The organism is Subdoligranulum variabile, assembly GCF_025152575.1.
GTDB classification, from domain to species: Bacteria; Bacillota; Clostridia; order Oscillospirales; family Ruminococcaceae; genus Gemmiger; species Gemmiger variabilis.
The window spans coordinates 2,141,927-2,165,284 of record NZ_CP102293.1; the positions used below are offsets into that span (position 1 = coordinate 2,141,927).

Annotated in this window: 13 protein-coding genes; 8 read left to right on the forward strand and 5 right to left on the reverse strand. The window is 62.0% G+C overall.

Annotated elements, in window-relative coordinates; all coding sequences use genetic code 11:
* The first annotated feature begins 122 nt into the window (after window positions 1-122).
* The 5 genes from NQ490_RS10035 (at window position 123) to NQ490_RS10055 (ending at window position 8,995) form a co-directional block, all read left to right on the forward strand.
* The gene (locus NQ490_RS10035; RefSeq protein WP_007045640.1) at window positions 123-827 is read left to right on the forward strand and encodes a LytR/AlgR family response regulator transcription factor; all 705 of its coding nucleotides are present in this window, start codon (window positions 123-125) and stop codon (window positions 825-827) included.
* Window positions 824-2,074, forward strand: coding sequence for an ATP-binding protein (locus NQ490_RS10040; protein WP_007045641.1), 1,251 nt, complete (start codon window positions 824-826; stop codon window positions 2,072-2,074). Before NQ490_RS10035 ends, NQ490_RS10040 begins: the two co-directional genes overlap by 4 nt.
* Window positions 2,075-2,251: 177 nt before the next feature.
* Window positions 2,252-4,171, forward strand: coding sequence for a glycoside hydrolase family 2 protein (locus NQ490_RS10045; protein WP_007045642.1), 1,920 nt, complete (start codon window positions 2,252-2,254; stop codon window positions 4,169-4,171).
* A gap of 153 nt (window positions 4,172-4,324) precedes the next feature.
* On the forward strand, window positions 4,325-7,300 hold the full coding sequence (locus NQ490_RS10050; RefSeq protein WP_007045644.1) for a glycoside hydrolase family 3 protein: 2,976 nt from the start codon (window positions 4,325-4,327) through the stop codon (window positions 7,298-7,300).
* Window positions 7,301-7,405: 105 nt separating this feature from the next.
* A complete protein-coding gene (locus NQ490_RS10055; RefSeq protein ID WP_007045645.1) occupies window positions 7,406-8,995 on the forward strand; it encodes an MFS transporter in 1,590 nt (529 codons plus the stop codon).
* A 60-nt stretch (window positions 8,996-9,055) separates the two neighbouring features.
* Here the strand turns inward: NQ490_RS10055 and NQ490_RS10060 are convergent, their stop codons facing one another.
* The 4 genes from NQ490_RS10060 to NQ490_RS10075 all read right to left on the reverse strand — a co-directional run bounded on the left by NQ490_RS10060 (window position 9,056) and on the right by NQ490_RS10075 (window position 13,760).
* On the reverse strand, window positions 9,056-10,288 hold the full coding sequence (locus NQ490_RS10060; protein ID WP_007045646.1) for a glycerate kinase type-2 family protein: 1,233 nt from the start codon (window positions 10,286-10,288) through the stop codon (window positions 9,056-9,058).
* A 92-nt stretch (window positions 10,289-10,380) separates the two neighbouring features.
* A complete protein-coding gene (locus NQ490_RS10065) occupies window positions 10,381-11,718 on the reverse strand; it encodes a GntP family permease (protein WP_007045647.1) in 1,338 nt (445 codons plus the stop codon).
* A gap of 68 nt (window positions 11,719-11,786) precedes the next feature.
* Complete coding sequence (locus NQ490_RS10070) at window positions 11,787-12,923, reverse strand: CdaR family transcriptional regulator (RefSeq protein WP_007045648.1); 1,137 nt, start codon at window positions 12,921-12,923, stop codon at window positions 11,787-11,789.
* Between the two features lie 6 nt (window positions 12,924-12,929).
* Window positions 12,930-13,760, reverse strand: coding sequence for an MBL fold metallo-hydrolase (locus NQ490_RS10075; protein ID WP_007045649.1), 831 nt, complete (start codon window positions 13,758-13,760; stop codon window positions 12,930-12,932).
* A gap of 228 nt (window positions 13,761-13,988) precedes the next feature.
* Between NQ490_RS10075 and NQ490_RS10080 the strand changes: the two genes are divergently transcribed.
* From NQ490_RS10080 to NQ490_RS10090, 3 genes are all read left to right on the forward strand, one after another.
* On the forward strand, window positions 13,989-14,789 hold the full coding sequence (locus NQ490_RS10080; protein ID WP_040917376.1) for a hypothetical protein: 801 nt from the start codon (window positions 13,989-13,991) through the stop codon (window positions 14,787-14,789).
* A 174-nt stretch (window positions 14,790-14,963) separates the two neighbouring features.
* Window positions 14,964-17,465, forward strand: coding sequence for an MMPL family transporter (locus NQ490_RS10085; RefSeq protein WP_242654964.1), 2,502 nt, complete (start codon window positions 14,964-14,966; stop codon window positions 17,463-17,465).
* A complete protein-coding gene (locus NQ490_RS10090; RefSeq protein WP_007045652.1) occupies window positions 17,462-20,563 on the forward strand; it encodes a GLUG motif-containing protein in 3,102 nt (1,033 codons plus the stop codon). The genes NQ490_RS10085 and NQ490_RS10090 overlap by 4 nt, the downstream gene beginning before the upstream one ends.
* A 64-nt stretch (window positions 20,564-20,627) precedes the next feature.
* Here the strand turns inward: NQ490_RS10090 and NQ490_RS10095 are convergent, their stop codons facing one another.
* A complete protein-coding gene (locus NQ490_RS10095; protein ID WP_040917377.1) occupies window positions 20,628-23,165 on the reverse strand; it encodes an LPXTG cell wall anchor domain-containing protein in 2,538 nt (845 codons plus the stop codon).
* Window positions 23,166-23,358: the final 193 nt, after the last annotated feature.

Genomic DNA, 23,358 nt, shown 5'->3' on the forward strand with positions numbered 1-23,358 from the left:
GCCGCCGAAAGTATGACAATGCCGCTTGATTTTGTCGGCGCTCTCTTTTATAATATTAGGAAAATAGGGCAGCTGCAGGCCTGGGGCCTCTGCCCGACCCAACAAGGTAAAGGAGAACGCCCATGCGCATCGCAATCGTGGAAGACAATGCCGACGTGCGGGCACAGCTCTGCGGTTTTGTGGAACAATACGCGGCGGAAAGCCAGATTCCGCTGGACGTGGAAGCTTTTGCGGACGGCAGTGCCATCACCCCCTACCAGGGCGGTTTTGACATTATTTTCATGGACATCGAGATGCCGCAGCAAGGGGGGCTGGACACCGCGGCGCGGATCCGGGCTGTGGACCAGAGTGTGGTGCTGGTGTTTGTGACCAACATGGCACAGTATGCCATCCGCGGCTACGAGGTGGACGCGCTGGACTTCGTGCTCAAGCCGGTGAACTACTACCAGTTCAAAGTCAAGCTGGAGCGGGCTATCCGCCGTATCGAACGCCGGGGCAGTGCCCAGGTGACCATCCAGACGGGCGGTGCCTTGCGGGTGCTCAACACCGACGACATCTATTATCTGGAGACCCACAACCGGATGCTCTACTACCATACCGCCGACGAGGTCCTGCCGGTGCGTGCCAGCATGCAGAGCGCGGAAAAACAGCTGGCGGCCTTCCACTTTGTGCGCTGTAATCAGTGCTATCTGGTCAATCTGCGGCACATCCAGTCGGTGCAGGATGACTTTGTCCTGGTGGGCAAGGACCGCCTGGCCATCAGCCGCCGCCAGCGCACGGCATTCATGGCGGCGGTGGCAGCCTACGTCGGGGGTGCGCTGTTATGACCCTCTTCCTGCTGCTGGGCGGTGCGGCGCTGGCCTTTCTGCTGCCGCTGCGCCGCCGAACGCACTTTGCCCGCCGTCTGGTCCTCTGCCTGGCGGTGGCTCTGCTGCCGCTGCTGGCCCTGTCCTGGGGACTGGGCAACACCATCCCGTACTACTTTGCCAGCAGCCTGGTCAGCCTTGGGTGGGGGATCGTCGCGGTACACTTCTGCGCGGAACAGGACTGGATCGCCAGCTGTTACTGCTCCATCTGGATCCTGCTCACCGTGGATGTGATCTACGAACTCTGGCTTTTTCTGACGCTGGTGGCCGCCGGCGCCGGTTTTGCCCCGCCGCCGGACACGCTGCCGGCCCGGGCCGTTCAGCTTCTCTTCTTTGCCCTGTGCTGCCTGGGCATTCATCTGACCATCGGCCGCGGCATGCCGGAGGACGGCATCTACCGCATCGGTCCGCGGCAGATCTTCAGCGCCGTCCTGCTGGGGGGGATGTTCTGGTTCCAGTTCCTCTCCCTGCAGCGCATCTGGGGCATGCCCTCGGACTGGAGCGAACAGCTCACCGTACCGGCGGTGCTGACCCAGCTGTACTGCCTGACGCTGCTCTACCTGCAGACCGAACTGTTCAAGAAGTCCGCCATGCAGAAGGAGATGGAGGCCCTCAACCTCCTGTATGACCGCCAGCGCCAGCAATACCGGGTGGCCCGGCAGAACGTGCAGATCATCAACCGCAAATGCCACGAGCTCAAGGTACAGATCGCCGATCTGCGCCGGCTGCATCCCGACGCCGGCATGCAGAAAAGCCTGGACGAGGCGGAACAGGCCGCCAAGCTCTACAATGCCGATGTGCACACCGGCAACGAGGTGCTGGATGTGGCCCTCACCGAAAAAAGCCTGCTTTGCGAGTCCCACGGCGTCCGCCTCAACTGCGTGGCGGACGGGAGCTGCCTGGCCTTCCTGGAACCGGGCGACCTCTATGCACTGTTTGCCAACGCCCTGGATCCCGCCATCGAGGCGGCGTCCCGGCAGGAAGCACCAGATCACGCCATGATCGATCTGCTGCTCTACGCCCGGCAGGGGTTTGCGGTGCTCAACCTGGTGGGGCCGGAGGACCCCGCCGCTGCCCCGCCGGCCAGCCGGTATGAATTCAAGGTGGTGCGCCGCATCGCCCAGAAGTACAGCGGCACCGCCACGGCAGAGACCCGGGAAGGGTTCTCTTCCCTCAAGGTTTTGATTCCTTTGCCGTCTGAGTCGTAATACAATCCGCGCCAACTTTGTGCAAACTACACAAAGTCGGCGCGGATTTTTTTGATGCGAAATAACCAATTATTCACATAAAGCAACCAATTTTCGCAAACCCGTTGCACAATTTTTGTGCATACGATACCATATTCTTATCAACGTTCGCAAAAAATTAACAAATGGAGGCGGGTTATGCGCACCTATACCAAGCTGATGAAAAACTGGCAGTTCACCGGCCCCGACGGGAGCACCGCCGCGGTCGATTTGCCCCACACCTGGAACAACATCGATGGCCAGGACGGCGGCAACGACTATTGGCGCGGTACCTGCACCTATACGACCCAGTTCGCGGCGCCCGCCTATGACGCGGCCACCCAGCAGGTCTGGCTGCAGTTCGAGGGCGTCAACGCCACCGCCGATGTCACGGTCAACGGTCAGAAGGTCACCCACCATGACGGCGGCTACTCCACCTTCCGGGCCGACATCACCGGCATCCTGGCAGAGCAGAACACCCTGACCGTGGCGGTGGACAACAGCCGCAACGACTCGGTCTACCCTCAGAAGGCGGACTTCACCTTCTACGGCGGCATCTACCGGGATGTGAGCCTCATCGTGGTCAGCCGCGACCACATCGCCCTGGGCTATCTGGGCGGCTGCGGCGTGCAGATCACTCCCACCGTCCAGGGCGCCGACGCCTCGGTCAACGTGAAGACCTGGGTGGAGGGCGAAGGCGAGGTGGAGATCGAACTCCAGGCTGCCGACGGCACCGTGGTGGCGCAGGGCAGCGGGCTGGACGCCGATCTCAAGATCGAGAACGCCCACCTCTGGAACGGCCGCGAGGATCCCTATCTCTATACCTGTGTGGTCCGTATGGTCAAGAACGGCACCCCCGTGGACGAGGTGCGCCAGCGTTTCGGCGTGCGCAGCTTCTCGGTGGATGCCAAGAAGGGCTTCTTCCTCAACGGCAAAGCCTATCCGCTCCACGGCGTCTCCCGCCATCAGGACCGCAAGGGCCTGGGCAACGCCATCACCCGGGAGATGCACGATGAGGATATGGAACTCATCAAGGAGCTGGGCGCCAACACCATCCGCCTGGCCCACTACCAGCACGACCAGTATTTCTACGATCTCTGCGACGAGAACGGCATGGTCGTCTGGGCCGAGATCCCTTATATCTCGGAGCATATGCCGGGCGGCCGGGACAACACCATCAGCCAGATGAAGGAACTGATCGTCCAGAACTACAACCATCCCTCCATCGTCTGCTGGGGCGTCTCCAACGAGATCACCATCTCCACCAAGGACAAGAAGGACATGCTGGACAACCACCGCGTCCTCAACGACCTCTGCCATGAGATGGACAAGACCCGTCTGACCACCCTGGCCTGCTACGCCATGTGCGGCCCCTTCAACCGGGTGGCCCACATCACCGACCTGGTCAGCTGGAACCTGTACCTGGGCTGGTATGTGCCGGGCCTCTTCCTCAACGATCTGTGGATGGACTTCTTCCACACCGTTTACCCCAACCGCCCGCTGGGCTTCTCGGAGTACGGTGCCGAGGGCATGCCCAACCTGCACAGCTCCAAGCCCCGCCGCGGTGACCACACCGAGGAATACCAGGCTGTCTACCACGAGTATATGCTGGAGTGCTTCCGGCGGCATCCCTGGCTGTGGGCGACCCACGTCTGGAACATGTTCGACTTTGCCGCCGACGCCCGTGACCAGGGCGGCGAACCCGGCATGAACCACAAGGGGCTGGTGACCTTTGACCGCAAGACCAAGAAGGACAGTTTCTTCATTTATAAAGCCTGGTGGAGCAACGATCCCTTCGTGCACATCTGCTCCAAGCGGTTTGTAGACCGCACCGAGAGCGAGATCGAAGTCAAGGTCTACTCCAACCAGAAGACCGTGGCCCTCTACGCCGACGGCCAGAAGATCGGCGAGCAGACCGGTGAGCATGTCTTCACCTTCCGCCTGCCCCTGTCCGGTGAGGTCCATGTGAAGGCGGTGGCCGGTGACCGCATCGACGAAGCGATGTTCCGTCACGTGGATGCCCCCAACCCCGACTATAAGCTGAGTCGGGCCAGTTCCAACAGCGCCAACTGGGTATAAGGCGCTGCCGTACCAAGGTTATCCCCTGCCGGCAGGCAGGGTGGTTGACAGGGCGGGCCTCCGGCGAACCCGCAGCGGCTGTGCAACGCGCGCAGCCGGCCGCTGCGCGGAACAGGGGACCGGTCCAAGATAAACGGAAGAGAGGAAAACAACATGCAAAAGAAACCCAAAGTTGCATTGTGGTCCGGCTTGACGGCGGTCAGCGCCGTTCTGACGGCGGCCGCAATGGTGGCTACTTTTGTGGTGGCTCCCATGTACGAGACCACCATCAATGTGGCCACGAACGCAAGCACCTACCGCATTATCAAGGGCGAAACCAACGAAGACACCAACTACTTCACCAGCACCTTTGCCTCTGACGATGAGCGCGAGGCCTATGAAGCGGAACTCTGCGCCACCGTGGAGTCCGAGGGTGCCGCACTCCTCAAGAACGACAACGCCGCGCTGCCTCTGGCATCCGGCGCCAAGGTCAGCCTGTTTGCGCGCGGCTCGGTTGACCTGATGTACGGCGGCACCGGTTCCGGTGCGGTCGACACCTCCTCCGCCCCGACGCTGAAGGACGCGCTGGAAGCCCAGGGCATCACCGTGAACCAGACCCTGTGGGACTGGTACAGCTCCGAGGACATTGCCTCCAAGTACAGCCGTGTGACCCCCGACGCCATCTCCGATGCGCTGGGTGCCAACAGCCAGTACGGCGTCAACGAGGCGCCCTGGTCTGAAGTCGAGACCGCCAACGCCTCCAGCTTCGCCGAGTACGGCGACGCGGCCATCGTGGTATTCTCCCGCTCCGGCGGCGAGGGTGCCGACCTGCCCAGCGGTGACAACGGCTCCGGTGTGGACTGGACCGGCGACACCAACTATCTGGAACTCTCCCAGGAAGAGAAGGACCTGCTCTCCGGCCTGAAGGCCCTCAAGGACGCCGGCACCTTCAAGAGCATCATCGTGCTGCTCAACACCTCCAATGCTCTGGAGCTGGACTTCCTGAACCCCGAGATCTGCGGCGTGGACTACGGCATCGACTCCTGCCTGTGGGTCGGTGACGTGGGCCAGACCGGCGCCAACGGCGTGGGCATGCTGCTGGCCGGTGCGGTCAACCCCTCGGGCAGCCTGGTGGATACCTACTGGTACGACAACCTGGCCAACCCCGCTGTGACCAACTTCTACTCCCGCCCCTACACCAACAACGCCGACTATGGCTTCGCCGCTGACGACAAGGACAACGGCAACCAGGGTTACTACGTTGTTTACCAGGAGGGCATCTACCTGGGCTACCGCTACGCTGAGACCCGTTACGAGGACTACGTCATGGGCACCGGCAACGCGGGCACCTTCAACTACGGCACCACCGTTGCCTATCCCTTCGGCTACGGCGACAGCTACACCACCTTCGGCTACTCCAACTACTCTGTGACCGAGGATGCCGATGCCTTCACCGTCAATGTGACCGTCACCAACACCGGTTCCGTGGCCGGCAAGAAGACCGTTCAGGTCTACTTCCAGAGCCCCTACACCGATTACGACAAGCAGAACGGCATCGAGAAGGCCAGCGTGGAGCTCTGCGGCTTTGAGAAGACCGCCATTCTGGAGCCCGGCGCTTCCGAGAATGTCACCATCACGGTGGACAAGAGCGAACTGCGCACCTACGATTCCAACGGCGCCAAGACCTACATCCTGGATGCCGGTGACTACTACTTCACCGTGGCCGACGGCTCCCACGAGGCTGTGAACAACGTCCTCGCCGCCAAGGGCTACACCCCCGAGACCACCGAGAACCGCATGGATACCGCCGGCGACGCCACCCTGACCTGGAAGTGGAACAACGCCGCCCTCGACACCACCACCTTTGCTACCAGCGAAGCTACCGGCAACGCCATCACCAACCTGTTTGACGACGCCGACCCCAACAAGGTCAGCTACTCTCCGGGCAGCGTGACCTGGCTGAGCCGCTCCGACTGGACTGCCACCTATCCCACCGGCAGCTTCGATCTGGCCATGAACGATGAGCTGGCCGCCGCGCTGGAGAACACCCAGTATGACGGCTCTCAGGCCGACAGCGTCGAGATGCCCACCCTGGGTGCCGAAGGCGACCTGACCCTCGCCAGCATGATCGGTGCCGACTACGACGATCCCCAGTGGGATGCTCTGCTGGATCAGATCACCTTCGACGAGATGAACCTGCTCATCACCCAGGGCTTCCACAACACCAAGGCCGTTGCCTCCATCGGCAAGACGGCCACCAAGGACGAGAACGGTCCCCAGGGCCTGACGGCCGCCCTGACCGGCGGTGCCTCCGCGATGTGCTACACCTCCGAGGACGTCATGGCCGCCACCTTCAACCGCGACCTGATCAACGATGTGGGCCGCTGCATTGGCGAGGACTGCCTGGCCATGGGCTATTCCGGCCTCTACGGACCCGGCATCAACATGCATCGCACTCCCTACTCCGGCCGTAACTTCGAGTACTACGCCGAGGATCCCTTCATCGCCGGCGAGATCTGCGCCTCCGAGGTCCAGGGCATCCAGTCCATGGGCGTCTATGTCTACCTGAAGCATGTGGCCCTGAACGACTCCGAGTCCAGCCGTATGGGCGTCAACACCTGGGTCAACGAGCAGACCGCCCGTGAGGTCTACCTGGAAGTGGCCGACAAGGCCGTTGTGGACGGCGGTGCCTGGTGCACCATGTCCGGCTTCAACCGCTGGGGCGCCACCTGGTGCGGCAAGTACGAGAACCTGCAGACCGACTACCTGCGCGGCGAGCTGGGCATGCGCGGCATGTCCATCACCGACTACTCCGGCGGCAGCCACTATATGGATTCCGCCGATGCGCTGATCGCCGGTACCGAGATCTGGGACAGCCCCACGCCGCTGCACACCGGTATCCTCGAGAACTATGAGAACGATGCCTACATCGTTACCCAGATGCGCGAAGCCACCCACAAGATCCTGTACACCGTGGTCAACTCCAACGCCATGAACGGCTGGTCTTCTGCCGACCGTCTGGAAGTCATTACTCCGTGGTGGAAACTGGCTGCCTGGAGCCTGTGCGGTGTCCTGGCTGTGCTGACCGTCATTTGCGTGGTCATGCTGGTCAAGGCCGTCAACAAGAAGAAGACCATGAAGGCGGAGTAATCCCCCAGGTCTTGCGCACTTTCCCATTGTATAACTGATGAAACCCTGTGCCCCCGCCCATCCCGGGGCGGGGGCACCCCTTTTTTGGCAAAGGAGAATCCGCAGATGAGCGAACAGACCCCCAAGACGACCGGTCTCAATCGTGCCAAGCCGTATCAGCTGGTGCTTTTCCCCCTGAATAACGGTGCGACCAACGTCTATTATGTTCTGATCCTGTCCTATGTGGCCACCTTCGGCAGCACGGTTCTGCTGCTGGGCACGGTGTTCGCTTCGGTCATGGTCACCGCAATGCGCGTCTTTGACGCCATCACCGACCCCATCATCGGTGCGTTGATGGACCGTACCAACGGTAAATTTGGTAAATTCCGACCGTTTATGGTCATCGGCAACCTGATCATGGCGGTCAGCGTATTGATCCTGTATATTGCCACCCCCATGATCCCCGAAACCATGATGCCGCTGCGCTACGTCATGTTCGTGCTGCTGTACGGCGTCTGGGTCATCGGCTACACCTTCCAGACCTCGGTCACCCGTGCGGGCCAGACTGTTCTGACCAATGATCCCAAGCAGCGCCCGCTGTTCACCATCTTCAATACGGTGGGCAGCCTGGTGGGCATGGGTGTCATGCAGTTCTCCGCTCCCATCATCGCCTCCGGCTTCCAGGCGGAAGGCGGCTACGGCGCCGCAGAATTCTATGCGGTCTTTGCCCCCGTGGGCATCGTGATCTCCATTGCCCTGACCATCCTGGCCATCATCGGCATCTGGGAGAAGGACCAGCCCAAGTACTTCGGTCTGGGCGGCAGCACCTCCACCGAGAAGGTCAAGATGAGCGAGTATATCGCCATCATCAAGGCCAACAACCCCATGCAGCGCCTGATGGTCGCCGGTGCCGGCTGCAAGCTGGCCCTCTCCATCGCCACCAACACCACGGTTCTGTGCATGCTCTACGGCTGCATGATGGGCAACTACGATACCCTGTATCTGCCCATGATGGTGCTGGGCTACGTCTTCAGCGTGCCGTTCTTCCTGCTGACGGTCCGCACCAGCCAGAAGAAGGGCCAGAAGGCCTCTCTGGTGCGCTACGTCTCCATCGCACTGCTGATGTACGTGGGCGTCCTGGTCCTGCTGCTCCTCTGGAACCCCGAGAACCCCAACTTCATGTTCTCCATCTACTCCATGACGGACGGCAAGTTCAACCTGACCATCAACCTGTACACGGTGCTCTTCATCGTCTTCTTCGGCATCGGCTACGGCGCCTACTACGCCACCGCCGACATGCCCATCCCCATGGTCGCCGACTGCTCCGACTACGAGACCTATCGTTCCGGCAAGTATATCCCCGGTATCATGGGTACGCTGTTCAGCCTGGTTGACAAGCTGGTCTCCAGCCTGTCCGCCACCGTGGTGGGCATCGCTGTCTCGGCCATTGGCCTGTCCAAGCTGCCCACGCAGTACACCGAGTACGCCAGCGGCATGAACTGGGTGGTCATCATCCTGTTCTGCATCATTCCCATGGTCGCCTGGGCTGCTACCCTCATCGCCATGAAGGGGTATACCCTCACCGGCGACAAGATGAAGGAAATCCAGGCCATCAACTCCTGCCGCCGCGATGCTGTTGCCAACGGCATGAAGCTGGAGGAAGCCATGGAAAAATGGCAGACCATCGACCAGCTGCCCGAGCAGTACCGCGTCTGATCTTCCTTTCACACAAAAAGAGGCTACCCGCAAGGGTAGCCTCTTTTTGTGCTGTATCTGTCAGCCGCCGATCAGCGCAACCGAGAGGTCGTTCACGTTGGTGCCGGTGGGGCCGGTGATCAGCAGCCCGCCGCATTGCTGCAGGGCGTGGTAGGCGTCATTATCGGCCAGCACGGCATCCACATCCAGGCCTGCGGCTCGCAAGGCCGCCATGGTCCGGCCGTCACAATAGCCGCCTGCCGCATCGGTGGGACCATCGGTGCCGTCCGAGCCAAAGGAAAAAACGGCCACATCCGGCAATCCATCCAGCAGCGGGGCGCTGGCCAGGGCAATTTCCTGGTTGCGGCCGCCCAGACCGTGGCCCGTCAGGTGGACCACCGTCTCGCCGCCGGCCAGAAACGCCAGCTTGCGGCCTCCGCCGCTGTGGTGGCGGGCGATGGAACCCAAAAAGCTGCCGGCGTCCCGGGCGGTGCAGCAGAGTTCCGCTGTCAGCACCACCGGCTCGTAGCCCAGTTCCAGGCAGGTCTGCCGGGCGGCGGCGCAGAGCTGGCGCACACTGCCGGTGATGCAGGTCTCCACATTATCCAATGCCTTGGGGGTCTCCTGATGCAGATGCTCCAGAACGGCGTCGCTGAGCCGCAGATGATACTTTTCAACAATGTCCAGCGCTTGCCGGCAGGTGGAAGCGTCGGGGTAGGCGGGGCCCGAGGCGATCATGTCCAGCGGGTCTCCCAGAATGTCGGACAAGACCACCGAGAACACCTGGGCCGGGGCACACAGCTGGGCAAAGCGTCCGCCTTTTACGGCACTGACCCGCTTGCGCAGGGTATTGATCTCCACAATACCGGCGCCACAGGCCAGCAATTGCCGGGTCATTTCCTCCAGGTCGGCGGCGGGAACCAGCGGCTTCTCGAAAAGAGCCGATCCGCCGCCCGACAGCAGGAACAAGACATTGTCCTGGTCGGTCAGGCCGGTGACGGCATCGATGGCCTCCTGGGTGGCGGAAAAGGAGTTTTCATCCGGCACCGGGTGCCCCGCCTCCCGGATGCGCAGCGGCGGCAATGGGCCTTTGCTGTGCCCGTATTTGGTCACCACCACGCCATGGTCGATGCGGTCCCCCAGCAGGGCGACGGCGGCGCTGGCCATCTGCCAGGCAGCCTTGCCGGCGGCGATCAGAACCAGCTTGCCGGGGCGGAAGGTATGCCCGGTCAGGGCCTTGGCCACGGCGGTGTCGGGCTGTGCGGCGTGCAGAGCCTGCTGCAGAATCTGGTCTGCGTCCTGACGAATGCTCATATTGTACTACCTCCTGTGAAACAGAAACCCGGCCGCCGCCCGGAAAGGGGGCGGTCGGCCGGGCCAAGGGCGATTGCCTGACGAAAGGGCGGTCAGACAACGAACAACGAAAGAATGTATACGATGATGATGACGGTGATGCCCATGACGGCGGTCATGCCGGTCTGGCAGCGATAAGCCTCACTGGTCTTCATGTCGGAGAACTGGGATACCACCCAGAAGTAGGAGTCGTTGGCATGGGAGGCGACCATGGAACCGGCGCCGATGGCCATGACGACCAGCACGCGGCCCAGAGGGCTGGTGAGGCCCATGTTGGTCAGCATGGGGGCCACCATGCCGGCGGTGGTGATCATCGCCACGGTGGAAGCGCCCATGGCCAGCTTGAGGATCATCGCGATGACAAAGGGAACCAGCACGCCCAGGCCGGTGGCCAGCAGACCGGTGGTGGCATCTGCGATGGGGAGCAGCTTGAGGATCTCGCCGAAAGAGCCGCCTGCGCCGGTAATGGCGATAATGGCAGCGGAATCGGTGACGCCTTTGGTAACCCATTCCAGGGTGTTCTTCTGTTCACTCTTGGGGATCAGCGTCATGGACAGGAAGACGCCCAGCAGCAAAGCCACCACAGGATTGCCGATGAAGTTCAGGAAGGCATACACGGCGCCCTCGCCGAAAGGCAGGGAAGGCAGAGAGGCAATGGAGGACAGGCCGATGAGGACGATGGGCAGCAGGATGGGCGAGAAGCTGTGCAGCGCGCCGGGGAGCTTGCCGTACTTTTCGGTCAGTTCTTCAATGGTGTACTCGGGGTTGGCGGGGATGTCGATTTTGCTGGAAATCTTGGTGGCGTACAGAATGACCACGGCAACCGCAGGAATGGAAATCAGCAGGCCCACAAGGATGGTCAGGCCCAGGTCAGCTTCCAGCGTACCGGCCATAGCGATGGGGCCGGGGGTGGGAGGAACCAGGCAGTGGGTGGCATACAGACCGCCGGAAAGGGCGGTGGCCATGACGGCCAGCGAGGTGTTGCTCTGGGCGGCCAGAGCGCGGCTGATGGGGGAAAGAACGACGAAACCGGAATCACAGAAGACGGGGATGCCGGTGACGTAGCCCATGGCACCCATGGTAACCACGCTGCGCTTTTTGCCCACAATTTTCAGGATGGTGTTGGCCATGGTCAGCGCGGCACCGGTCTTTTCCAGGATGGTACCGATGATGGTACCGCACAAGATCACGATGCCGATGCTGGCCAGTATGTTGCCAAAGCCACTCTTGACGGTGTTGATCACGGTGACGGTGTCCAGGCCGCAGGCAAGACCCACCGCAATGGAGATGACAACCAGCACGATAAAGGGGTGCAGATTGAATTTGGAGATCGCGATGATCATGACCAGGACGGCCAGAAAGATCACGCCGAACAGGTAGATGGATGACATGGTTTGATTCCTCCGTTCAAAAAATATTTCTAAGGCTGCGGTGCCTTTTGGTACAAAGGACAAAGCTGTCAACGGTGCAGGCGGCGCATGATACAGAGCCGCAGCAGATATTCCCGTTCAAAAGGAGATTCATCGCCGGGACACAGAACGTCCCAGAGGCGGTGCAGGCGATACTGCAGGGTATTTTTATGGATGTGCAGCTGCGTGGCCGCCTGGTTCACACTGCCGCAGCAGTGATAGTAGGCGCAGGCGGTGGTCAGCAGCACGTCCAGCTCCTTGTCGCCGAACTGCCGGACCAGTTTTTCCAACATATCGTCTATAAAATCGGACTCCCGCAGGGCGGTGCGCTGCATCAGATAGAAAAACCGACAGGAAGCATCCTGGATGTCCAGCACGCCGGAGCGGTCCAGATCGCACAGGAGGGAAGCCTCCGCCCCGGCGCGGTGGATCTGCCGCACGCTGGTGCAGGGCGTACCCACACACAACTGGACCGGGCGGCCCAGGGCCTGTTCCAGCGCACTGACCATTCTGGGCAGGGGGGAAGCAGGGGTGTCGGTGGCGCTTTTCAGAAGCATCAGCCGGTTGTCCATGATGGCCCATACATCGCAGGACGGTGCCACCAGGCGGCGGAAAATCAGTTCCTCTATGGCCCGGTCCAGCAGCTGTTGCTGGTCGCAGGGGCTGGTAACGCTGGGAACCCGCAGGGCCAGCACCTGCACCGGAAACCGCAGGTGCAGGTTCAGCGCCTCCGCCAGGATGGCCAGCTGTTCACTGGCGTCGGGGGACAGGGTACTCAGCACCATACGCAGGTAACTGGAGCGCAGTTCCCCGGCCACCCGGGCCCGCTGGTCCAGGGCATGCTGATGGAAAAACTGTTCGGTATAGGCGGCCAGAATATGGGCGCTGTCCCGCACTTCGTCGGGATTGCCGAAGATCCCCACCACAGCCATGAGCTGGCCGTCGTTCCAGACCGGCAGGTTGTAGCCTTCCTTGGCGCCCGGGTAGAGAGCCAGCTCCTCCCGGTGGATGGCCACCGGCCGCCGGGTGCGCAGTACCTGACAGGCACCTTCGTGCCGGGTGCCGATGCGGTGTGCTTCGGTGGAGGCGACGATAATACCCCGGGTGTCCATGATATTCACAATGCGTCCGTTCAGCAAGGTGGACGCTGTCTGCACAAGTTGTTGTGCCAGTTCCTCAAAATGCATAAATCCTTATTCAAATGCGATGCAGTCGCCTACCGCCATATGACAGGCCTGCAGGCTGCTGTGACAGGTCAGCCAGTTTTCGGCCAGAGAACCGGAGCAGTGGCACAGCCCCAGAACGGTCAGTCCCATCGTCTGCAACTCCGTGACGGTGGCCTGGATGCGGGCCTCGTCGGCCTCCACCAGATGGGTGCCGCCGAAGATCGCATACACCGGCTGGTGCAAAACTTCATGTACGGTGCGGATCATATTCAGAATGCCCGGATGGGAACACCCCACCAGCACGACAAGCCCCCGGCTCGTCTGCAGGGCCAGGCAGATCTCGTCGGAAAAATCATCCGTCACGGTATGGGGAATCTCGCCCTTCACAAAGCGAGGCGGAATCGTCTCAAAGGCGGTGCGGCGGGCAAAATTTCCTACCAGCCAGCATCCTTCGGCCAGGGGCAGCAGCCCTTCGCACACCCGGTGGGCGATCTGGTGCTCTTTCAGAAAATCCGCATCATATCCGGCGGAAAGGTCGGTGTATTTGACGCCGTCAAAGGCGTATTTGGTTTCCCAGAAACCCGGTCCGGTGTACAGGCAGCCTCCCCCGGCCCCCTGTTCTGCCAGATCCCGGAACCCTGCGGCGTGATCGTAATGGCTGTGAGAACAGACCGTAAAATCCACCCGGGTCAGATCCACGCCCAGGCGGTGGGCGTTATACAAGGTATCTTCCCCGGAGCCGCAGTCAAAAAGAAATCGTTTGCCGCCGGCTTCCACCAGAAAGGAAAGGCCATGTTCGGCTTTCAGTGCCTTGTTCTCCGAGGGCTGATTTTCCATCAACGTCATTATGCGGATCATCTGCGATTCCTCCTTGGGTGGATGGGCTGTTCTGTTATATCTATATCGTCGCTATTATACCATGTTGTCGACAGATTTTCATTGGTATGGATAACAAGAATGCTACAATATTTTGTCAAAAAGATTGTTTTTGATAAAAAGTGCACAAAAACACAGGCTGTGAATTCTACTTTTCATTTTCTGTTGCAAGGTGTATGCTGGATACAAACGGAAGAGGAGGTTTTCCCAATGGGTCTGTGTTGGAAACTGACCAAAAGCCGCCGGGTACTGCAGGCCGGGGGACTGGCCACGCTGGTCTGCCTGGCGGCACTGGTCATCAGCCGCCGCGGAATGCCGGTGTGGCAGCAGGTTGTGACACTGGTGCTGGCGGCCGTGGTCTGTCTGACTGCCACCCGTCTGGTCGCCGGTATGGTGGCTTCCGCCTGTGAGGAATCTATGCTGGAGGAGCTGCATCTGAAACTGCAGCCCCGGGCATTTTTGCGTGACTATGAATCGGTCGTCCGGGCGCAGCGGCCCGATTCGGCGGGAGCTGTCACGGCGGCGGTGAATCTGGCGGACGGATACTGCGCCGACGGAAATTGGCAGCAGGCCCTGCAGACCCTTGTGATGCCCTCGGCGGCCATTCCGGAGCCCCGGCGCAGTGCCCTGCAGGCGCTGGTGCAGCGCAGCCGATGCCGGTACTGTCTGTGGGGCAGCCAGCCGGAACAGGCCCGGAAGGAACTGCAGGCCTTTGCCGGGAATGTGGAAGCACTGCGGGCCTCCAACCCTCGCCTGGCAGACAATCTGCAGGGGGATGTGACCTTGTATACCACCTGGTGCGGTCTGCTGCGGGGGCGCCCTGCCGACCGTGCCGCTCTGGAGGAGACCATGCGCCGGCTGCCCACCAAGCTGGCCAAGCTGGATGTCTGCTGGATGCTGGTGCTGGCAAGCCGGGCGGCGGCAGACCCCGCGGGAGAACAGCGGTACGCCGCTCTGTTCGTACAGGAGGGCGGTGCCCTGGCGGCAGCGCAGGCACTGCGCAGTCATTGACAGCCTTTTCAGGCCGGCCCTGTGGGCCGGCTTTTTTAATACAAAGGAAGAAAAAACGTCTAAACATTAGACAGATGTTCAAAAGTGTCCATGGTGCGGGGAGTCCTTCCGTAGTATGATGAAAAAACAGCTCTGGGAGGGGCTGTTTTTCTTATGGAACGGAGGGACTTCTCTTTGCAGGAAAAGAAACCGAAAACCAGCGGGATGGAAAAGGTCGCAGCGTTCATTGTGGACAAACGCAACCTGTTCTTCCTTTTGTATATTCTGGCGCTGATCTTCAGCGTCGTCGCGTCGGGCTGGGTACAGGTGGAAAATGACATCACCACCTACCTGCCCGCCGACACCGAGACCCGCCAGGGCCTGACGGTGATGGATGACAACTTCACCACCTTCGGCACGGCGCGGGTCATGGTATCCAATGTCACGGCGGACACCGCCGCCGCGCTGCAGAAGACCATCGAGGATGTGGATGGCGTCTACAGTGTGGAGTTTGACGCCACCGAGGAGCACTACAAGGGGGCCGCGGCGCTCTACTCGGTGACCTTCGATGGTACCGCCGAGGATGATGTGAGCATTGCGGCGGTACAGGGAATCCGGGAGGCCCTGGCGGGGCAGGATGTCTATATCGACACCGAAGTGGGGCAGGATATGTCGGCGGAGCTGGCCGATGAAATGGGCACCATCCTGGTGATTGCGGCAGTCATCATCGTGGTAGTGCTGACCCTGACGTCCCGCTCCTACGCCGAAGTTCCGGTACTGCTGCTGACCTTCGGCGCGGCGGCGGTGCTCAATATGGGCACCAACTTCCTGTGCGGCAAGATCTCCTTTATCTCCAACTCGGTGACGGTGATTCTCCAGCTGGCACTGGCCATCGACTATGCCATCATCCTCTGCCACCGGTTCTCCGACGAGCACGAGACCAAGGACACCCGGGAGGCCTGCATCGCGGCGCTGGCCAAAGCCATTCCCGAGATCAGCTCCTCCTCCCTGACCACCATCTCCGGTCTGGGGGCACTGGCCTTCATGCACTTCGGCATTGGACGGGATATGGCCACCGTCCTCATCAAGGCCATCCTCTTCAGCCTGCTGTCGGTCTTTACGCTGATGCCCGGTCTGCTCATGCTCTTCAGCAAGAAGATCGACGCCACCCGGCACCGCAAACTCATTCCCCAGATCAACTTCCTGGGTAAGTTCGACGTGGCCACCCGCTGGGTGATCCCGCCCGTCTTTGCGGTGGTGGTCATCGTGGCGGCGGTGCTGGCCAACAACTGTCCCTACTGCTACAGCTTCACCGACCTGGTCACCGCCAAGCAGAGCGAAAGCCAGATCGCCCACCAGAAGATCAAGGCCACCTTCGGCAACGAGAATATGGTGGCGCTCATCGTGCCCAAGGGCAACTATGACGCCGAGCGCGCCGTGCTCCAGGAGCTGGAAGCCTGCCCCGAGGTCAAGTCCTGTCAGGGTCTGGCCAACACCGAGGCCCAGGACGGCTACATGCTGGCCGATGCGGTGACGCCCCGGCAGTTCTCGGAACTGGCGGGCACCGACTACGAGGTGGCCGAGGCACTGTATGTGGCCTACGCCGTGGACCATGATGAGTACGGCAGCGTGCTCAGCGGCATCGGCGATTACAAGGTGCCGCTGTTTGACCTGTTCATGTTCCTGCAGGATGAGATGAAGGCGGGCAACATCACGCTGGAAGGGGAGATGCAGCAGACGGTGGACGATCTCTTCGACCAGCTCAACTGGGCCCAGGTCCAGCTGCAGAGCGACCAGTACAGCCGTCTGGTGGTCTACCTGAATCTGCCCGAGGAAAGCGACGAGACGATGGCCTTCCTGGACACCATCCACGGCATCCTGGCAAAATACTACAGCGGCAATACCTATGTAGTGGGCAACTCCACCAACGTCAAGGACCTGTCCAGCTCCTTCGTGCAGGACAACGTCCTCATCAGCGTGCTGTCGGCCCTCTTCGTGGTGCTGATCCTGCTGTTCACCTTCCAGTCGGTGGGGCTGCCCATCCTGCTCATCATCGTCATTCAGGGCAGTATCTGGATCAACTTCGCGGTGCCCACGCTGCAGCAGGAACCGCTGTATTTCCTGGGCTACCTCATCGTCAATGCCATCCAGATGGGCGCCAACATCGACTACGCCATCGTCATCTCCAGCCATTACAGTGACCGCAAAAAGGAGATGCCGCCACGGCAGGCCATCGTGGCCGCCCTCAACGAGGCATTCCCCACCATCTTTACCTCCGGCACCATCCTGGCGGTGGCCGGTGCGCTGATCGGCCGCATGACCACCAACCCGGTCATCGCCGCCATCGGCAGCTGCCTGGGCCGCGGTACAGTGATCTCCATTGTGCTGGTCCTGGCCGTGCTGCCGCAGATTTTGCTCATCGGTGACTCCATTGTGGAACGCACCAGCTTTGCCATGAAGGCCCCCATCGATCTGACGCGGATCAACCGCACGGCCAGCGGCAATATGCGGGTCAGCGGCCGGGTACGCGGCTATGTGAACGGCGTCATTGACGCCGAGATCAAGGGCACGCTGCACGGCACCCTGAACGCCGCCGTGACTTCGGGCACCACCATCGAACCGGCCGAGCCGGATTACGCCCTGCCGCAGGACGCCGCGGTCTGGGCCCAGAGCTATACCGAGGGGGAGGAAGTATGAACAAGAGAATACAACGCCTTCTCTCGGCGCTGCTGAGCCTATGTATGCTGGCGGCTTTGCTGGCACCGGCCGTCCGGGCCGAGGAAGAAGAACCCGCCGCTTTGCAGATCTCCGATGCCGACGGTCTGCTGGCTCTCGCCCGGGACTGCCGACTGGACAGCTGGAGTCAGGGACGCATCGTGGAACTCACGGCGGATATTGACCTGTCCGGCACCGACTTTGCCGGCATTCCCACCTTCGGCGGTACGCTGGAAGGCGGCGGCCATACCATCAGCGGACTGACCCTCTCGACGGAGGGCAGTGTCCAGGGATTGTTCCGCTATCTCCAGCAGGGGGCCGTGGTGCAGAATCTGCATCTGAGCGGTACGGTCCAGCCCGGCGGGACCCGGGCTGACGTGGGCGCCTTTGCCGGGCAGAACGCCGGCACCATCCGCAATTGCTCCTTCAGCGGCACCGTCAGCGGCACCAGCCGCATCGGCGGCATCGCCGGCAGCAATACCGTCACCGGGGTCATCACCGGCTGCACGGTGGACGGCAGCGTCTACGGCGACCACTTTGTGGGCGGCATGACCGGCCAGAATGACGGTGTGGTCTCGGGCTGCACCAACAACGCCGCCGTCAACACAACGGTGAGCCAGAACGAGGTCAAACTGAATGACCTGACCCTTACCGATCTGCTCACCACCGAGCGCGCGGCGGACATCACCGACATCGGCGGCATCGCGGGCAACTCTGCCGGCGTGGTGCGCGCCTGCATCAACCGGGGTGCTGTGGGCTATGACCACATCGGTTACAATGTGGGCGGCATCGCGGGCAGCCAGACCGGCTATGTGGAGGGGTGTGTCAACTACGGTACCGTCCATGCCCGCAAGGAGGGCGGCGGCATTGTGGGCCAGATGGAACCCTCCAGCGTGCTGCAGTACAGCGAGGATACCCTGCAGCAGCTGCGGGGCGAACTGGATACGCTTCAAGGGCTGATGAACCAGGCCACCAGTGACGCTTCGGCCTCTTCCAGCGAACTGACCGCCCGGTTTGAGGATCTCAAGAACCGGGTGGACAGCGCCCGCAGTGCGGTGGACACCCTGCTCCAGAAGGTGGCTGACGGCATCGACATCGGCACCCAGAACCTGACGGTAACGGCTCTGGCGGATCTGACCGGGCAGGGCAGTGCCGGCGGCGATGTACAGGCGGATACCTCTTCCTCCACCGATGTGACGGTCAATCCCACTCCGGAACCCACCGAAACACCGGAGCCGTCGGCAACGCCGGTCCCTGAAAATACGCCTGTCCCCGAACCGGAACCCACCCCTGTGCCGGAAACCACGCCGCAGCCGACCCCGGAGGAAGTCCCGGAAAGCAGCGACGCTTCGTCAGAATCTGTTCCCACGGACGCCGGGGTAACCGACCGCGCCGAGGAGGCCCATAACCAGCCGCCCCACCGGGCACCGGAAATTTCCATCGACAAGGAGAATGGCGTCCAGGTTTCCGGCGGCGTAGGCGGGGAAGGCTCGGCGTCGCTGGACGGCCAGGCCAACCTGACGGTGCCGAGCATCGAGATCAACAACCAGGATGCCATTACGGCGGCGCGCAGCAGTCTGAGCGGCAGCCTGACGGCCATTTCCGACGGGGTGGATTCCCTCACCACCGATACCGGCGACCACACCCAGGCCCTGATCCGGGATATGGAGGCCATCACCAATCAGCTGAACAAGATCGGCAACACACTGCTGGGGGCGGCGGAAAACGCCGGACAGGGCACCATCTTTGAGGATGTGTCCGATGAGGACGGCGACGGGGACACCGAGGGCAAAGTCTCCAACTGCCTGAATGCAGGGGAGGTCTATGCCGACCTGAACGCGGGGGGCATCACCGGCGCTATGGCGCGGGAAAATGACCTGGACCCCGAGGATGACACCAAGATCAGCGGCAGCAGTTCGCTGAACATGACCTACAAGACCCGCATCGTGGTGCGGGGCTGCACCAACCAGGGCACGGTACAGGCCAAAAAGCAGTGTGCCGGCGGCATCGTCGGCAGCATGGAGCTGGGCAGTGTGCTGCAGAGCTACAACACCGCCGATCTGCTGGCGGAGGACGCCGATTATGTGGGCGGCATTGCCGGACAGAGCCGCGCGCCCATCCGTCAGTGTGCCGCCAAGGGGCGTCTGTCCGGCGATCGCTTTGTGGGCGGCATTGCGGGCAGCGGCTATACACTGACCGACTGCCGCGCCATGGTGGAAGTCACCGGCACCGAGCAGCTGGGCGCCATTGCCGGCGGCCTGCTGGCGGAGGATTCCCTGAGCAACACGGTCAACCGTCTGCAGGACAGCGAGAGTGACCTGCAGGGCAATCTCTTTGTCAGCGAGACGCTGGGCGGCATTGACGGCGTGAGTTACGCCGGGCAGGCCGAACCGGTGACTTTTGCGGATTTCAGTGCCCGGGCACAGCAGGAGGGTCTGCCGGAAACATTCTCCCGCATCACGCTGACCTTTGTGGCCGATGGCCAGACGGTGGCCACGATCCCGGTGGAATACGGGGCCGACTTCGACCCGTCCGACGCCCCGGCCATTCCCGAAAAGGCGGGGTATACCGCTGCCTGGCCGGATTTCACCCGGGAAGCCATTACCTTTGACCAGACCGTTGCGGCGGTCTACACCCCCTATGAAACCGTCATCACCGGTGCCGAGCAGCGGGAGGACGGCCGGGCCATCCTGCTGGCCGAGGGCTGCTTTGACGGCGGCAGTATGACGCTGACCGCCTGTGAGGATACTCCGGCCCCCGGTACGACGGAAAGCTGGCAGTTCACCCTGCCCGGCGAGACATCCGGCACCGTGCGGCTGCACTATCTGCCGCTGCAGGACCATACGGACCTCTACCTGCGCGGGGCGGACGGAAGCTGGCGCAAGGCCGATGCCACCGATGACGGCAGCTACCTTGTCTGCACTTTGCAGGAAGGGGATACCGCCCTGGCCGCGGTGCCCCGCCGTTCCATTCCGCTGCCGCTGTTGGCAGGTGCGGGTGCAGCGCTGCTTCTGCTGCTGGGCGCAGGTCTGTGGGCCCGCCGCCGGCGAAAGCGGAAAACGCCCTCCCGGCAAGCATAAAAAACAGGAAAAACGGCTGCCCCGTAAAGGGGCAGCCGCTTTTTGTTGCTGCGGTAAGGTGCGGTTATGGGCGTTTTCTCTTCCACAGAGCCAGGAACCCAAGGGCGGCAATGCCCGCGCCGGACAGGCTGAACAGGACCATCCACAGCAGGGGATGGCTGTTGTCGCCGGTCTGGGGGATCGAGGCCGCGGAAATGTGGGCGGCAGGGACCGCGGTGGGAACCGGTGCGGCGGGAGCTGGAGCGGCCTGCCGGGTCGGCGCGGTGGGAACGGCGGCTTTTTCCTCCCGGCTGGCGGCCATCCCGGAGGACGCGGCTCCGGAGGTAGATGCCGGTTCTGCGGATGGGGAAACCGGCAGATCGGTATATCCCAGCGCGTAGGTAGAGAATCGGTCCGTGGAAAAGGTCAGTGCAGCCTGATCCGCGTCAAATTCCACAGGCAGTTTTTCCGATTGACCGTTGTGGACCCGGAGGATAAAAAAGGTGCGGCTGTCCTGCACCAGTGCCTTGGGCACGGACAGGGTAAAGCAGAGCGGGGTGCTCAGTTCGGTCAGCAGGCCCAGGTCTTCCTGGCCGTCCTTCAGCACCAGCGAAAGGGAGAAGAACTGGGCCAGGGTATCGTTGGCGGCCGTGGTATTTTCCACCGCGGTGATCTCGGCAGGATGGAGGTCGTCCGTACTTTTTTCCTGGAATTCCACCGAGACGGTGAGGGGGTCGGCTTGCGTCGCCGAAAGTTTTCCGGCCGTCTCCGCGTCGACGCCCGCGGGCAGATCCCCCTGCAGGATCTCTGTCACGATCTGTTCCGCCTCGGCGGTCAGCTGCTGCTGTGCGTCCTCCCCCATGTCCAGCTGCAGTTCCTCCGTCCCGGACGGAACAGGAGATACCACGATCTCCGGATCATAGATCTTCACCTGGTAGAACTCTTTTGACGGCCGGACCGTCAGGGAAACCTCCTGTGCCAGATAACGGGTGGGATCGGTGCTGTAGTTGCCGCCGTAAATGCGCAGGGAGGGTTTGTCCGCACAGTCGGAGGCAATGGCGCCGGTGGCATCGTCGTAGCAGTATACGTCGATGCTGCCCCGGATGGTATTCGCCTCTGTATTGTGGATGGCGATGGCCGGAGCCTGGTCCCGGTACAGCTCGTTCAGCCAGTGCATCAGATCGATGGCGACCAGATCGGGGGCAGTGCCGTCGGCATTGACGTTGTCCAGCACCATGCTGCCGTAGTTGCAGGAGATCAGATACTGTGTGAAGGCTCCTCCCTGCAGGTTCAGATCCTGCAGGGTCAGATCGCTGTAGTTCTGCAGGAGGATTGCCGTGTTCCAGCTCTCCTCATCGACCCGGATCGTGCCGTTTTTCAGCGTCACGGTATTGCCCTTCTCCAGATAGAAGCCCTGGGTCTCGGTGTCCAGACAGCCGGGGGCGGGGTCCCGGCAGGTATAGGTGTGTCCTCCGAAGTCGATGGTCAGTGCGACATGGCTGGCCTCGTTTTTGTTGAAAAGTCCGATGCCGCTGCCCGCCGCATCCCGGAGCAGTGTGACCGTGCCGGCCTGGCTGTGGGAATTCACCACCGCCTGTACGGCAGCGGCCAGCGTGGGATAGCGGTAGTCCTCTGTTTCGGCCGTGAGGTCCAGCGGATGGCCGGAACCCGTGTCCGTCCGGCCGTCGGTGAACAGGGCGGTGGTGCAGGCGTTCAGCGCGGAGCTCCCGTCGGGGGTGCGGGGATCGCAGCGGTACTGGGCGCCGGCCGCGTCGTCGAAGGTACAGCACCCGGCCTCACCGGCGGTGATGGTGTTGCCGGAGAGCCGGATGCCCTTCACCGTGACCTGGGCTTCGGTACCGCAGCCCACGATGGGAGCGGCCAGAGTGCGGGCGGACAAAAAGCTGTCTGTGATCTCACACCGGTCGGCAGTCAGTGCAGCACCCTCCGTCAGGCTGCCCGCAAGGGCGGAAACCTGCTGCGGGGCCAGGACCTGTCCGCGGCATACCGTCACACGGCGCAGCGTCAGGCTGCCGCCCGACTGTGTGCCCACCACCACAGCCGCAGCGCCGCAGTCGCCGGAGGATTCATCGGCGGCGATCCAGGCGTCGGCAAAGGTCAGGTCCTCCAGGGTCAGATTGCCGTCATTGTATCCGATAAAAGCCGCGCGGTCCTGCCCTTCCCGGACGGTCAGCCCGGCAATGGTGTGACCGCCTCCCAGGAAGACGGTGCCCTCCAGTGCACCGCCGGTGCCGCAGACCGGTGTCCAGCTGTGGGCGGACAGGTCCACGTCGGCGGTCAGATTCACGGTATATCCCGCAAAGGAAGCGCCGCTGTTGACCTGCCCGGCCCACCAGGCCAGGGCATCAGCGGTCCCCAGGGTGACGGTCCGGCTGCCCGCATCCTCGGTGTAGCCGGCGGGCGGTCCGGTGAGTGTGGAATCCCAGGAGGAATCCGGTGCGGGGAAGGAAGCCAGCGTGTCGGTGTACCAGGTCTCCGTGTCGGGAAGAACCCGGACGGAGCCGGCTTCGGCATCGGCCGGCTCGGCCCGCACCGCTGCCGGCAGCAGGAACCAGAGGAAAAAGATCACGCCAAGCGCGCAAAGGGATTTTGCTTTTTTCAAAATCAACACCTCTTTTGGGATCCTGCGGCTGTTGTGCAATAGGATCCCCGCAACCCTGTCTTTTCGGCGGCCGGGATTGGCACCGCAGCAGGGATACTGGCGATGCCGGCCGCCGTATAGTATCAGTCTACAGGCAATGGCTGGAAGGTTTCAAGTGACGTTTTACCCAAAAAGTAATAAAAAAATTGTACAT

What these genes read in the sequence shown, in the direction of transcription:
- NQ490_RS10060 (WP_007045646.1), bottom strand. Translation starts at nt 10,288, where the DNA reads ATGAGCATTCGTCAGGACGCAGACCAGATTCTGCAGCAGGCTCTGCAC.
- NQ490_RS10040 (WP_007045641.1), top strand. Translation starts at nt 824, where the DNA reads ATGACCCTCTTCCTGCTGCTGGGCGGTGCGGCGCTGGCCTTTCTGCTG.
- NQ490_RS10055 (WP_007045645.1), top strand. Translation starts at nt 7,406, where the DNA reads ATGAGCGAACAGACCCCCAAGACGACCGGTCTCAATCGTGCCAAGCCG.
- NQ490_RS10065 (WP_007045647.1), bottom strand. Translation starts at nt 11,718, where the DNA reads ATGTCATCCATCTACCTGTTCGGCGTGATCTTTCTGGCCGTCCTGGTC.
- NQ490_RS10045 (WP_007045642.1), top strand. Translation starts at nt 2,252, where the DNA reads ATGCGCACCTATACCAAGCTGATGAAAAACTGGCAGTTCACCGGCCCC.
- NQ490_RS10090 (WP_007045652.1), top strand. Translation starts at nt 17,462, where the DNA reads ATGAACAAGAGAATACAACGCCTTCTCTCGGCGCTGCTGAGCCTATGT.
- NQ490_RS10070 (WP_007045648.1), bottom strand. Translation starts at nt 12,923, where the DNA reads ATGCATTTTGAGGAACTGGCACAACAACTTGTGCAGACAGCGTCCACC.
- NQ490_RS10035 (WP_007045640.1), top strand. Translation starts at nt 123, where the DNA reads ATGCGCATCGCAATCGTGGAAGACAATGCCGACGTGCGGGCACAGCTC.
- NQ490_RS10075 (WP_007045649.1), bottom strand. Translation starts at nt 13,760, where the DNA reads ATGATCCGCATAATGACGTTGATGGAAAATCAGCCCTCGGAGAACAAG.
- NQ490_RS10050 (WP_007045644.1), top strand. Translation starts at nt 4,325, where the DNA reads ATGCAAAAGAAACCCAAAGTTGCATTGTGGTCCGGCTTGACGGCGGTC.
- NQ490_RS10080 (WP_040917376.1), top strand. Translation starts at nt 13,989, where the DNA reads ATGGGTCTGTGTTGGAAACTGACCAAAAGCCGCCGGGTACTGCAGGCC.